At 65.3% G+C, this 14125-nt stretch carries 10 protein-coding genes; 5 read left to right on the forward strand and 5 right to left on the reverse strand.

Annotated elements, in window-relative coordinates; genetic code table 11:
- Positions 1-184 precede the first annotated feature (184 nt).
- Positions 185-760 carry a hypothetical protein gene (locus B118_RS0121395; protein ID WP_028193399.1) on the reverse strand — a complete coding sequence of 192 codons (576 nt, stop codon included), beginning with the start codon at positions 758-760 and terminating at the stop codon, positions 185-187.
- Between the two features lie 122 nt (positions 761-882).
- Here B118_RS0121395 and B118_RS32210 point away from each other — a divergent pair, with 122 nt between their 5' ends.
- The 3 genes from B118_RS32210 (at position 883) to cas3 (ending at position 6032) form a co-directional block, all read left to right on the forward strand.
- Positions 883-1047 carry a hypothetical protein gene (locus B118_RS32210; protein ID WP_162173366.1) on the forward strand — a complete coding sequence of 55 codons (165 nt, stop codon included), beginning with the start codon at positions 883-885 and terminating at the stop codon, positions 1045-1047.
- Between the two features lie 113 nt (positions 1048-1160).
- Positions 1161-1355: a hypothetical protein gene (locus B118_RS0121405; RefSeq protein ID WP_028193401.1), complete on the forward strand. Its 195-nt coding sequence runs from the start codon at positions 1161-1163 to the stop codon at positions 1353-1355.
- A 1116-nt stretch (positions 1356-2471) separates the two neighbouring features.
- Entirely contained in the window at positions 2472-6032 is a 3561-nt protein-coding gene (gene cas3, locus B118_RS30935) for a CRISPR-associated helicase Cas3' (protein WP_080678128.1), read from the forward strand.
- 986 nt (positions 6033-7018) lie between these two features.
- Here cas3 and B118_RS33160 read toward each other — a convergent pair.
- Genes B118_RS33160 through B118_RS0121455 form a run of 4 tightly spaced genes read right to left on the reverse strand, consistent with a single transcriptional unit; the run spans position 7019 to position 11080 of the window.
- Entirely contained in the window at positions 7019-7912 is an 894-nt protein-coding gene (locus tag B118_RS33160; RefSeq protein WP_238324075.1) for a hypothetical protein, read from the reverse strand.
- Positions 7913-7947: 35 nt separating this feature from the next.
- Complete coding sequence (locus B118_RS0121445) at positions 7948-8628, reverse strand: GOLPH3/VPS74 family protein (protein ID WP_028193404.1); 681 nt, start codon at positions 8626-8628, stop codon at positions 7948-7950.
- Entirely contained in the window at positions 8625-9677 is a 1053-nt protein-coding gene (locus B118_RS0121450) for an acetamidase/formamidase family protein (protein WP_028193405.1), read from the reverse strand. Before B118_RS0121450 ends, B118_RS0121445 begins: the two co-directional genes overlap by 4 nt.
- Positions 9674-11080, reverse strand: a complete 1407-nt coding sequence (locus B118_RS0121455; RefSeq protein WP_028193406.1) for an APC family permease — start codon at positions 11078-11080, stop codon at positions 9674-9676. Before B118_RS0121455 ends, B118_RS0121450 begins: the two co-directional genes overlap by 4 nt.
- Positions 11081-11359: 279 nt before the next feature.
- Here B118_RS0121455 and B118_RS0121460 point away from each other — a divergent pair, with 279 nt between their 5' ends.
- Entirely contained in the window at positions 11360-12592 is a 1233-nt protein-coding gene (locus B118_RS0121460) for a helix-turn-helix domain-containing protein (RefSeq protein WP_028193407.1), read from the forward strand.
- Positions 12593-12595: 3 nt separating this feature from the next.
- Positions 12596-13312 carry a creatininase family protein gene (locus B118_RS0121465; RefSeq protein WP_018745070.1) on the forward strand — a complete coding sequence of 239 codons (717 nt, stop codon included), beginning with the start codon at positions 12596-12598 and terminating at the stop codon, positions 13310-13312.
- Positions 13313-14125 lie beyond the last annotated feature (813 nt).

Genomic DNA, 14125 nt, shown 5'->3' on the forward strand with positions numbered 1-14125 from the left:
CGCAGCCACCAAGACCAACAACTAAAGATCAACCAAACCAAGGTGGTCCAGCTTCAGCCGGACCACGGTGGTCAAGTTTGGGGCGGTGTTGACACGTGGCGGGTGGGGTTACGCCCGGGCTTCCCGAATCAGTGTCAGTCGCCAACGCGGATCGTCTTGCGGCGAGTGCCAACCGTCGCCCTCGTCAGCGTGGTGTCGAGATCTCGGTGATCGTGGCAGTTCCTTGTATGGACAGAACTTCGTGCACGGCGATCGTCTGGTCAGGTCGGAGATCACGCCACACGTCCGGGCTCAGGGGTGCCAGACGGATCGGTCCGGAAGCTCCGACTGTCAGTTCTGGAGCGTCCGCGACCCAGATTCGCGCGACCCGAAAGTTGGGATGCCCGTCGGGCATGTGCTGGCCAATGTGCCACACCGGCCGCAACACGCCCTCACCAGGTATCGGGATTCGCCGGCCTCCATCAGCGACCGGCACGAGCGTCAGCCGGGCACGGAAAATCCCGTGGATGCTCCCCCATCGCCGCCATCGGCACCATGTGGCCGTGTCGGTGAGCCACATCAGCTCCGCAGCCTCGATCAGCAGGTCCCACCACTGCGCACCGGCAGGCCAGTCATCGAGGTCGGCGAGGAGATCAAGAGCGACTTCCCACCCGTTGTGCTTGAGATACTCCGCCACGTCGGCGACTGTCGCTCCAGCCTCATTGGTGGCGATGGCCGGAACCATCGTGACCGCTCGGTCTAACAGCTCAGGAACATCCACCTCAGCATTGTCCGGCGGCACCGCCTACTCGGCGACGACCTTATCCGGCGGTGCACGCCGCATGCCGAGCGTGTCCGCGGTCAGGACGCCCCGGGACGGCACGCGCGGAAAGCATGAAGCCAGTGTCGTATCTGCTCATCGTCGTGCAGGTACGGGCCGTCCTTAACGTGGCGCAGGTCGATGCCGCACAGCTGAGTCAGCGCCCACCAGACATCCTCGTCTTCTACACCGCCGCCATCCAGTTCGGTGACCCACTGAGCAGCCCATCGGTCGACCTCGTCGCGTGACTGACTTCTACCCAGGAGCGCCAGGAGCCTTGCCTCGATTTGGTCTCGACTCCGCGGCGGGCGAGAACTCGAGGACATCCGCCAACCTTGCCGGCTGCCGGTCCACGCAATCCGTGGACCGGCAGCCGCGGCCGGACGTCCTGGCCACCGTGTCGGGCGCGCGGATCACGATCGATCAGGTCCGCGCGCTGATGATCGAGCGCCCGCTGCCGGCGGTCCTGATTCCCGACCAGTACGCCGGCCCTTGGGAAGAGGCGCTGGACCGGGCGATCCGTGACGAACTGTTCACTCGCGATGCCGCGCGTTGAGGCATCAAGGCGTCTACCCGGTCCCAGCAGATGGCCGAAACTCATCAAGCGGGAGTAACGCGCCGGTGCCGGCCTGATCGTCGAGGAGGTCACCGATGTCGAAGCTCGCATCTGGTACGAGGACCATCGCGAACTGTTCGGCAAGGTGGCCCAGGCGGAGGTGGCCTGGGGGCAGAGCTCACCGACGGCCCGCGGGCCAGGACGCTCCTGCACCAGGTCGCCGGCACCGACCAGGCGACGTTCCTGCTGGCGGTGCGCGCGGCCGGTGCGGCGCGCAGCGACGCGGATACCATCGACCACAAAGCGAGGGCGCCGACCCGATGATCGCCCGAGCGGCGTTCGCCGTCGGCACCGCCGGTGGCGTCGGCCTCGCGCCGGACCCGGCGAACCACAGGCTCGCTTCTCCAACCAACGGCACCAGCGACCAGCGGGCGCAAGCGTTGCGAGCGCGGTCAGTCCGGAAACGACGCAGCCGGGATGCGGCGAAGCCCTGTAGAGGATGAGTTCCTCGCACACGGGCCTCGGTCGCGGGTGCGCTCCCGTGGCACGGCGGTGGCGAGCCCATACGCCGACACCACTCGGCACGCCCGGCGCCAGGCCAGCTACACGGCGCCGCTGGTCTGCGCTGCAACTGCTGCGTGCCCACCGGGTGGCCGCTGTCCGGGCAGGTCGGGCGGCCGACCCTCTCGCCGTCTCGCTGTCTCGCTGACAGCCCTCCTCCAGGGGGGGGTGGACCGCCGACGGCACTGCTACTCCTCCATCCGCAGGGCGGCGAAGTGCATGTGAGCTGCAACTATGTTGATCATCCGAGGTCGATATAGTCCAGCTCTCTCTCGTTTTCGTAGTACGATAATATCGTGGCGTGGAGGTACATAGATCAGCGCGGAAGCATGGCGTGGCTAACGCCGACGTCATCCACGCTGCAAACCACTGCCTCCACGAGAGCGAGGTTGACGGCGACGAGCCGCCTAGCCGAGTCCTGTACCTGGGCCCTGATCGCGCCGGGAACCTGCTTGAAGTCGTCTGCATTGTGCGTGACGACGGCAGCGAGCTGGCCATTCATGCGATGCAGATGCGGCCGAAGTACCGAAACCTACTTCCAGGGAGGGGGCGATCATGAGCGAGTCACGCAAGCGCACCTCCGGTGGCGTGGAACTCACCGATGAACTCATCGAACGCCTTGCGTCGGAGGCCGAGCAGGGGTATGACACGACACAGTTGCGACCTCGTCGGCGGGGTCGCCCCGCGATCGGGTCGGCGCCAGCGGTCGTCTTCCAGGTCCGGCTCGACCCCGACCTCCATGAGGCGCTTATGACGGCGGCCAACGACGCTGGCATCTCTCCCAGTGAACTGGCCCGCCGTGCGCTACGCGCTTACCTCGAAGGTCCGGCCACTGCTTCCGGCAGGGTTGTCGATACGCCAGAAAGCGGGACGGCCTCGGCCGACGGGGATGACGCGGCCGTTTGCGCCGACGCAGAGACAACCGGAACTGAACCGGCTGCACCTGACGATGCTGAGAACCTCGCGAAATTTGCCGACGGGCTGCGCGACTTGCAGCGGGCAACTGGCATGACTGTCCGCAAATGGAGCAAGCTGGTCGGTCTGTCGCCATCAACGGTGTACGCCGCCTTGTCCGGCCGCACGAGGCCCACATGGGCTGTCGTAAGCCGGATTCTCCGTGCGGCCGGTGAGGACCCTGCGCCGTGGCGCATTCGTTGGGAACGGCTCCCGTACCGGAGTAGCGCGACACTCGATCTGGTCGCTAAGGCCGGTGCAGGCCGTGGCGTGTCCCGCGATGTTGTGTCCGTTCGGCTTGATCCCGAAATCATGCCTGTGGCGGATCGTGACGAGGCCCACGCCTCCGACGTTCCGTCAACCTCCTTCCCCTGCAACGACGCGGGCAGCAAGTACGCCACCGGCGTGCAGGAGAAGGCCGAACGTGACGCCCGCCGGAGTACGTGCTGGGCAGGACCTGAACATCCGGTCCGGGCAGTCACGCTCGCACAGCATCTTCTGGACACTGCGGCCGCAGCCGAGGTCTTCTGGGATCGCTATCTGTCAGCGTCGGTGACGAAACGGATCGAGGACGCGTGTGGGGGTAAGGGACGCCCATTCTTCGTCCTGATGTCCGCGCTGCACGATCTTGGGAAGCTGGCTCCTGCTTGGCAATACGAGGTGGCATACCCGCGCGCGCCGAGGGGCAAATCGAGCTGGGAGCCACCGACCGGCAACCCGATGCCTCAGCGCCGTGCAGTTACCGGTTCATCAATCGTCAGAGGACTATTGATGTCGGCGGGTTGGAATGCTACGTCGGTTGACTGGGTTTCGCCGTTGGCCGTCGGGGCCCATGTCCCGCTATCCCCTGGCGCTATTCACGAGGCGACGATAGCGCAGGAATCGTTGATGCCGATCCTCGCCGAGGAATGCGGGGTGTCGCTGTCGGCAGTAGAGCCACCTAGCCGACCGAGCCTGGCAACGCAACTGGCGCTTTCCGGTGCGATCACCATGACGACCTGGTTTGCCCGCTGCGGCCACCAGTTCGGTGGGGTGGGCGAAACCCGGTTGTCGATGACCGCAGCGCGTGAGCGGGCGCATGCAGCGTGGAGGATGCTTGGGTTCCGCAGCGGCTGGGCGCCACGTCCGCACGAGCCTGGCAATGCATCCTATGGACTGCGCTTCGGCAGCAGGCCCCGACCGGTGCAGCTAGCAGCGATCAAGACTGCTGAGCAGATGCCGACACCTGGTCTGATCATGATCGAGGCGCCAGCGGGCTCTGGGAAGACCCAAGCGGCGCTGTGGGCTGCGGAGATTCTCTCCCGCCGTTTCGGCGTTGATAGAGTTTTTGTCGCCATGCCCAGGTATGCGGCTCCTGACGAGATGTACATGCAGGTGAAACGATGGGTGGAGTCGACCGAGCCGGCTGTGCCGACCGCACTTCTACACGGAGGGCCCCTGTTCGCCGCAAAGTGGCGAACAGGGCTTCATGAGTGGCAGGACTCTTTCAGTACTCTTGCTGCAAAGCAGCTCGACCCGTCCTACGGCATGGACTCAGAGGCGGTACGCTCCGAGTGCGAGACTGATGGCGTAACTGCCTCGGGGGAATGGTTGCTCGGCCGGCATCGGGGTCTACTCGCACCCGTCATCGTGGGACGAGTCGACGACCTACTGCGCATGGCAAGCCGGAGCGGGTACGTGACGCTCCGACATCTCGGACTCGCTGGGCGGGTCGTGGTCCTCGACCACGTCCAGGCGTCCGCCGTCGATAAGAACCCATTCCTAGAGCAGACGCTGCGCTGGTTGGGCGATGGCGGTGTACCCGTGGTCGTACTGTCCACCACGCTACCACCGCAGGTTCGAGAGTCCCTGGCGGCGGCCTATCTTCAGGTTGGGACGGGCCGCCGCGATGCTGATCCCGGCGACGTCCTGAGAAGCGCGGAATATCCCATAGTTCGATCGGTCTGTGCCGTCTCGGGTCGGTCGAAAATCCGCACGATCAGCGCTTCGTCACGGCCGGAATCGAGGCCGATAGCCGTCGAGGTGCTACCAGAGCCGGTCGACGGCAGCCATGACGCGCTGGTGGAGCTACTCAATGCTCGACTAAGCAGCGGTGGAACTGCCCTGATCGTGATGAATTCAGCTGCCCGGGCGCAGCGTGCCTATCGTGCGCTGGCCACGCGGTTCTCCACAAATCGAGTTCTCCTTCACAGTCAGCTGACCCTCCAGGAACGCACCAAGCGAGCCAGGGAGCTACTTAGCAAGCTTGGCTCCACGAGCGTCGGATTCGACCGCACAAACCAGAGAATGATCGTTGTTGCAACGCAGGTCGTCGAAGCAGGCCTCGACATCGATGTTGACCTGCTAATCAGCGATATCGCTCCCATCGACACGCTCATTCAACGTGTAGGTCGACTACACCGACACGATCGACCTTCACACGAACGTCCAATGAAGGTTCGAAACCCCCGCATAGTCATCACCGGGATGCGCAGCCAGGGCACAGGCGCGCCCACTTTCCCCGACGACACCGTTCGGGTATATGCGCGTCATTACCTGCTACGGACGGCGGCGCTCGTCAACGAAGCGGTCGCCGGCACTGGCTGGAATTTTCCGAGCGATGTACCGGATCTCGTCACACGAGGATATGGCGACGATCAGATCACCCCTGCAGCCTGGAGGCGTTCCGTCAGATGGGCTGCGAAGGAATTGGGCACGGCCCAGGCCAGACAACAAAAGGTGGCGGAATCCGAGTTCCTCGCATATCCGGACAAGATCAGTTCCCCCACCCTCAACGACCTCCACAACGAGGCTGCAGCGAGACTGAACAACGACGCCTCTCCGGCGATCGCAGGAGCCAGCACGGAAACGTTCGAGGTAGTACTCGTGCGCCGGTCCCAGGAAGGGTATTTAACCCTCGACGGCCGATCGATCGGAATGAATGGCGAGGTCGCACGCGACCCCGACTTGATCGCATCAGTCCTACAGGCAACCATCACGCTCCCTGCAAACGAAGAGCTTGTCGCTGCTGCCAGCCAACTCACGCCATTGCCGGCCTGGCATAGCGACCCCTGGTTGGCCAAGACCCGTGCCCTCGTGTTAGACGAGGAACTCACGACCGAACTCGGCGGGCATTACTTCAAGTACAGTTACGAATTGGGCCTCCAGGGGAGTGTCAAGTGAAGCGATCTTGACAAATTCAGGGCTTCGCCGGTGATCGGGCCTACGTACGGTCCAGCCCGGCCGGAGCGGCTCCGAGGCCCTCGCCTTCGGGCACCAGATCAGGGTGCTCGAACGGCGACTTGGTGGCGAACGGGTCCGGCTTACCCAGATCGACCGGTCCTGGCTGGCGGCTCTGCTGCACCCGCTACCCCCGAACAGTGCTGAGCCAGTTCCGGCTGCTAGTGCGTCCCGAGTCCGCGCTTCACTGGCACCGCGATTTGATCGCCCCGACGTTCCCGGCCGCGCCGGGCCGGGCGGCCACGAACGCTCCCGACCGATCCACATACTGGTACTACGTCTGGCATCGGAGAACAGCCGCCAGGGCTACCGGCGTATTCACGGCGAACTACTCGTCCTCGGGGCGAAGGTCGCCGGCTCCACAGGCTGGGAGATCCTGAAGACGCCGGCGTCGACCCGGCATCCGAGCGCACAAACAGCACTTGGGCGAGGTTCCTGCGCTCCCGAGCCCAGGGTCTCATCGCCGCGGACTTCTTCGAGACCGTGACGCTGACCGTCGCCCGCCTGTATGTGCTGGCCGTGATCGAACACGCCACCCGCCGCGTCCGTATTCTCGGTGTCACGCCCCATCCGAGCGCCGCCTGGATCGTGCAGGCCGCCCGGAACCGAGTCATGGACGTCGAGAACACCGGCTGCCAGGCAAGTACCTCATCCGCGATCGCGACGGCAAGACCCGAACCTGTTCGACACCATGCGCGCCGATGCCGGCACCGAGGTTGTGCTCAGCGGCGTCCAGATACCCCGGATGAACTCGATCATGGAACGGGGGTCCAATCCTGCCACCACGAGCTACTCGACCGGACCCTGATTCTGGAGCCAGGGCCGAGCTAGCCTCGGTAGTCCACGGGTGCCAGCAGCGGGGGCTGCCGTCACTTTTCGAACACGACACGTCCACAGTGATCAGATCACGAGCTGGCTGATCTGCGCTTTCACAGATCAGCTGGCTTTTGATCTTGCGTGTCCGAAGGGACTCGAACCCCCCCCCGAGGCGTCCGGTCGGGTCCGACGGGGTCCAACCCGGTGTCCTGGCGGAAGCTTACGCCAATCAAGCATTTCCCGGGCTGGAATGGGCGTCCGGGCACGGCCAACGTCCCTACCACCCTGCTCGCGGTTAGTGCCGGCATGGGCGGTGCTCCCCGTGCTGTTTGGGGTGGGAAGGGGCTATCGCGGGGTTGGCTGTGGTTGTCGGTGGGGGTGGTGACAGTTGGCTTCGGTTGGGGGTTGGTGTTGCGGGTCGGCGTTTGTTGCCGGTGGGGGGGTCGGTGCATGCCGAGCAGGGCTGGGCCGTCGGGAAGGTGGATGTCGGTGTGGGGGTGGTAGCCGTGGCGGGTGAATAGGGCGCGGTGGCGTACGGGGATCTCGGCCCAGGCGGGTAGGTCGGTGCGGTCGATGCGGGTGAGGTAGTGGCGCAGCATTGTCTGGTCGAGGTTGTGTTGGCTGTTTGGTGGGATGGCGAGGACGGTGAGGTGGTGGAGTTTGGTGGGGCGGCAGGTGTCGAGGATGTGGTCGAGGGTGAGGAATCGCTGTGTGTAGCTGTTAGCGGCGGCGGCGAGACGTTGGGGGTAGTTCGTCGGTGGTGGCAGTGGGCGTTGCCGGTGCAGGCCGATGGTGACGGCGGTGAGGTCGTCGGTGGTGTGGACCTCGCCGAAGAACAGGGCGTGTTCGACCCATATTTCGGCTACGGCGGCTAGCACCGGGTGTCGGTGGTTGATGTCGGGGATGAGCCATTCGGCGAGGCTGCTGGGGTGCAGGCTGGTGGCGATGATGTTGGCGGCGGTGTGGCGTTCGGTCCAGCGGAGGGTGCGGATGCGGGGCAGGGTCATTGGTGTGGTCCTGATCCGGGTTTGTGGGTAGACGGTTATCGGTAGGTGGCGGTGGCGAGGTCGCCGATGGTGGTGTCCACGGCGGTGGTGATGGCTCGTACGGGCTGGTGGTGCTGGTTGGCTACGTTTAGTAGTCGGCCGGGTAGGGTGGCGGTGTCGTCGTCGAGGTACAGGTGGTGGGTGAGGCCGAGTACAGCGACGAGGCCGGCGAGGGCGGCGGTGTGGTTGTCGGGTTGTTCTCGTCCTTTGGCGAGGGCGCATAGTCGGGCGCGGGGGATGATCTGCCAACGGTGGTGGCTGGGTAGGTAGGTGTCGGTGCGCATGAGTCCGGCCATGCGGCGTCGTTGGTGGTGGTGCAGGATCCCGGCGGTGACCAGGGCGGCGCGGGTGCGTTCGTAGAGGTCGATGCTGAATCCGCGGAGGAAGCCGCGTAGCGGTGGCGGGGTGTTCGCGTGGCGGATTGAGGTGATCGCGGTGTCGGCGATCAGGTCGCCGGTAGGGCGCTTGGGGTATCGGTGTGGGTGCAGGTGCGGGGCACCGGCGGGGTGGGTTGGGCGTAGCGCGATTCGCCTGGCCAGGAACAGGTCGATGAGGACAGCGCCGGCTAGGCCGAGGGCGAGGGCTTGCCGGTGGATGTGGGTGCGGCCGGTGTCGCCGTCGTGGCCAAGTAGGAACACCTCGTCGCGTAACGGCAGTGGTTTGGTCAGTGCGGTCACCGGCTGATCCCCTCGCCGTCGGGGTGGATTCCCTCGCTACCGGGGTGGATCCCGTGTTGGCGTAGCCGGTCGTGGACGCCGCCGTAGGCGGGTGCACAACGTGGTAGCGCGGTGGTGTCGACGGTGGCGAGGACGGTGTAGTTCGGGTCGCACACGTTGCCGACAGGTGCCCGTCCGGCTTGGGAGATCAGTTGGTAGGCGTCGAGGGTGTCCATGTCGGTGAGGTCGCTGGCCCAGGCGACGAGGTCGGTGTGGGCCACGCGGTAGGCGTCTTCGAGTGGTCGGGCGCAGCCGACCGACGCGATGGTGGTGTCGGTTTCCAACCGCGGCCACTGCGTCGTTACTCGCTTGATGACGTCGACGGTGAGCGTGGTGATGGTGGCGATCTCGACGCCGGCGCCGCAGGCTTCACCGTCGCCCTGGCGGGCGTGGCCGTCGCCGAGGGCGAGCAGCGCCCCGTGCACGTTCACTCCCAGATACAGGGTGGTGCCGGCCTGCAGCAGCGGGGTATCGAGGTTACCGCCGTGGGTGTCGGGCACGATCGTCGCGCGGGCCTCGAACGCGGCGGGAGCCACACCGATCGTGCCGATCATCGGCGCCAACGGCAGGTCCACCTGGTGATCGGTTTCGGTGGCCTGGAACCCGACGGTGCCGGCCTTTCGGTCGATGCGGTACACCCACACCCGCTCCTGCAGGGGCGGCTGGAGTGTGGCGGTGTGGGAGGTCGATGTCAGCGCCCCGAAGTGCGGGAACGTCGCCGATACTCCCCACTGGCGGGCCGGCTCGATCGACATGATGTGCACGGCGAGGGTGTCCCCCGGCTCGGCGCCCTCGACGAAAAACGGCCCCGACACCGGGTTGAGGTACGGCATCTGACACACCTGCGACGGCAGGTCCCCCGGGCCGCGGACCCGCCCACCGAAGCAGTCCTCGGTGTAGACCTGCAGCACATCGCCTGCCCGTACGTGGGCCACCGGCATTCGTCCGCCGAAGGTGTAGGCCAACTCGTCGCGGGCCGGACGGTAAGTGATTGTGTTCATGCTGGTCACACTCGCTCCATCTCATGGTCGTGTGTCTGCGCGGGCGCCAGGCCCGACAGGGCCGGCCGGCGTCCGGACAGGTACAGGCCGGCGAGGACGAGGACCCCAAGGGCAAGCCAGGTCAGACCGAGGCGCTGCGCGGCGATATCGGCGTTGACCACGACGTAGCCGAGAATCGCGAATCCGACAGCGGGCATGACCAGATGCGCCCACCAGTTGCGGCTGCGCCGGCGGATGAGGTGGTGCACGACCACGCTGACGTGCAGGACCAAAAACGCCACCATCGCCCCGAAGTTGATCAGCGACGACAGCAGCGTAATCCCGTCCGCCCGGGTCGCCATGTACAGGCCCAACACCAGAGACACAACACCGGTGAGCAGGGTCGCGTTGATCGGCACGCTGCGGCGCACCGACACCTTCACCAAAAAGGCGGGCAACTGCCGGTCCCGGGCCATCGCATACAACAGCCGCGATGTGGCCACCTGCGCCACCATCGAATTCGGCAATCCCCATGCAATCGCGGTCCCGACCGCGCACAAGGTCGCCAGCCAGCCCCCACCGGCCACCGCAGCCGCCTCGTAGAAGGCAGTGCCGTCCGGATCCCCATCACCGCGCAGGGAGGCCGGCTCAGCAACGAGCATCGCGGCCAGCCACGTCTGCGCGATGAACAACACGCCAGCCAGGACCAGCACAGCGGCCATCGCCCGGCCGATCTGCCGAGAGCCGCCCTTGGCCTCCTCCGCCAGCATCGAGATGCCATCGAAGCCGAGGAAGGACAGCACCGCGATCGACACGGCACCGGCAACGAGCGACCAGGTGAACGTGTCGGCGTTGTAGAACGCGTCCCAACTAAACCGCCCCCTGCCCGAGGCGAGGGCCCAGCCGGCGACAACGAGGAAGATCGCCAAGACGATCAACTCGCCGACGAGCATCACCCGGGTCACCATCGCGGTCATCCGGATACCAACCGAGTTGACGATCGTGTTGACCGCGACGAACCCGAGCAGCCACAACCACACCGGCACCACTGGCACGGTCGCGTGCATCGCCACCGACGCCACCAAATACAGCAGGCCCGGCACGAGCACATAGTCCAGCAGGATCACCCACCCGGCGAGGAAACCGACTGGAGGGCGGATACCCCGACCCGCATAGTTGTAAACACTGCCCGACATCGGGAACGCCCGTACCATCTGCGCATACGAAAACGCAGTGAACATCAACGCGACCACACCGATCACATAGGCAAGCGCCACCATGCCACCAGAACCGGCATACACACTACCGAAAATCGCCATCGGCGCGATCGGCACCATATACACCAGCCCATACGCCAGCAGGTCCCGGAACCGGAGTTGCCGACTCAACTCCTGGCGATAGCCGTATTTAGCAAGGTCACCATGAAGACTCATCAAACTCCTTAATTTCTTTTATTTCCTAGCCAATCTCAAAACTTTGGAGCCGACAGCGGCGGCAACTTCCTCGTCTGGACTTGACCGCCGATAGTGTTTCTGGCCAGTATGCGAACGGGTATCTCAGCAACGAGAATTACCGACCGGGCCAGCCGAGTCGATAGCGTTGATGCGGACATGCGGTGTTGTCCGCATGCCACCGTCCGCGTAGCGTTCGACCACGTACGGTCAGACCTGTCCGGCTACGGCCTGACGAACGGACAGCACCCAGGAGTACTGGTGGCGCAAGCTCCAAGACAGCTCACCCCACATCGATCAGCGCTGCATGGCTTCGGTGCCGCGCTTCGGCAATGGCGCGAGTGCCGCGGGCTGTCCCAGCGCGCTCTGGGTAAGCGGGTGCACGTCAGCGGAGACCTCGTTGGCAAGGTGGAAAAGGCCGAACGTTGGCCGTCCTCCCACCTCGTCGAGTCATTCGAGGCCGCACTGCAGGCCGCTGGTGAACTGGTCCGCCTCCTTCCAGACCTCGAACGTGAACGTCGCCTGACCGACATCGGCTACCGCCTGACCGACGATGCCCGTAGCCAACTCCGGGTCGTCATGCCCCATCCAGACGCGCCCGATCTGCTCCGCTCGTGGCACGAACAGCTCGCTACTCTCGCCACTACCGGAAACCGCATCGGATACGCCGGGATGGCCTCCACTGCCCATGCGCAGATCAGCATCGCAGCCACCATCGGGCGACGAAGCCGTTCCGCCCGCCGTCGAGAGGCACTCATCGCGCAGGCGTTGTGGGCGGAGTTCCTCAGCTGGATCGACGAGCAAAGCGACGCGGTCGAGGCAGACGCCTGGCTGCGACACGCCCAGCAGCACGCCGTTGAAGCTAACGCGCCGACGCTGGCGAGTTACGTCCTCATGAGGCAGAGCCAGCGCGCTCTCGAGCGCTTCGATCCGGGTAATGCCATTGCCTTGGCGCAGCGGGCGCTGGAGGAGGTTCGGCTACCCGGCCGCATCCGTGCTCTACTGCTGATCCGCCAAGCCCAGGCGTACGCCATGGGAGGTGACCAGAACGCTTGCGCAGCCAGCATCGACAAGGCGCACAGCGTCGCTGGCAGCACCGACTGGGGTTCAGAACTACCGGTCGATCTCGGCTTCCACTGCAACCCGGTGTACATAGCTGCCCACGAAGCGCAATGCCGCCTACTCCTCGGCCAACCGACAGCCGCAGCCGATCTCTTCGAGCAGCTCCTGGACCAGTGGCCGGATCAGTGGCGCGTTGACGAGGCCCTTTGGCGATCGGCCCTGTCCACCGCCTACATCAACACCGGCGACATCGAACGCGCGGCGACCGAGGCCGCCAACGCCCTGGCTTTGGCCGCTGGCACCTCCTCCACACGGGCCCTGCGCTGGTTGAACCCGACAGCGGTCGCCCTTCGCCAGCAGACAGCCGTTCCCGAAGCGGCGGCCTTTGTGCTCACCTATCGGCAGGCGACTCTCGAAGCGTGCAACCATTAGCCCGTGGATCTGATCACCACGGCGACGAGCAGCGACGAGTCCGAGCGAGCGGCTTCCGTCGCGGTCCTCCCGGTCGGGAGTTTCGAACAGCACGGCGCCCACCTACCGCTAGTGACCGACACTGTCGTGGCGTGCGCGATCGCGAAAGCAGTCGCCGAGCGCTATGACCTCTTCCTGCTGCCGCCTGTGACGATCTCCTGCTCCCACGAGCACGCGGCGTGGCGTGGAACGGTCAGTATCAGCGCTACCACCCTCACCGCCGTGGTCGTTGATATCGCCCGCTCTCTGCGCGCATCTGGTATTGATCGACTCGCTGTGATCAACGGACACGGCGGAAATTACGCGCTCGCCAACGTCGTTCAGGAGGCCAACGTCGCCGGGCCAGCGATGACGTTGTTCCCCGCTCGGGCTGACTGGGACGACGCTCGCGTTGCCGCCGGTATGCACAGCACAGCTCACCAGGACATGCACGCTGGTGAGCTCGAGGTTTCGCTGCTTCTGCACGTTGCGCCTGAAGTGGTGCGTGATGGCTACGAGCAGGCCGACCACCTAGCCGACGATCGACGCCACCTTCTCACGCGGGGCATGGATGGCTACACCACCAGCGGCGTCATTGGTCTGCCGTCCCACGCCACCCCAACCAAGGGTAAAGCCGCGCTCGAAGCGCTTGTTCGCTCCTTCGCCGACCATCACGGCCTCCTACCGAGGGCCAAAGCATGATCAGGCGTCACGGGACGGCAATTGCTGTCCGCATCGGCGACGCCCGGGAGAGCCATCGGGTGACGAAATCTTGCAAGTGAACCGGGTAGGGACGAGGGCAGACGTAGCGGCGCCAAGTCCAGACGCCTGCGCCAGTTCGGAAAGCCTCGTCCTGCCGGTAGGCACGCCGGTGTCCCGGCGCCCGGCTGACGAGCCGGCCGTCGTCCGGCCCCACTTGACGTTGCTGGAGGAGGACCCGTGAGGCTGGGCGACAGAATCGCTGAAGTGTCGTTGGACGACGCCGTTCGCGCCTCCCTTAGCTATGACCAGCTACGTGCCGGTGATGACGGCCTGTACTGGCTGGAGACTCACCCCGAAGGGGTGGGTACTACGGTAACGCGTTGGCGGTCCGAGGAGGGCAAGCGTGTTGTCAGTCCGGCGGGCTTCGATGTCACCAGTAACGTTCACGCGTACGGGGGTGGATCGTTCGCTGCCGTCGAAGGGACTCTGTGGTGTGTCGGCGGAGACGGCCTCTATCGGAGCAGCCTTCACAACGATGAACCCGACATGGTCAGCGGTGGATGCTTCGGTGACCTGACGATCAGCAACGGTGAGTTGCTGGCTGTACGGGAGTCGGGGCACGGTGACGAACTCGTCGCGGCGTCGCTTTCCGGCCCCCCGCAGGTGCGGACTCTTGTCTCGTCGCCAGGGTTTCTCGGTGCGCCACGGCCAAGTCCGGGATTGCTGGCGTGGACCGCGTGGAGTGAACGGGACATGCCCTGGGACGCCAGCGAGGTATGGGTGGCGTCCTACTCACCGCGGGGATCGGTCGAA

Origin of the sequence: Salinispora pacifica CNR114 (assembly GCF_000514775.1) — a bacterium.
Taxonomy (GTDB): Bacteria; Actinomycetota; Actinomycetes; order Mycobacteriales; family Micromonosporaceae; genus Micromonospora; species Micromonospora pacifica.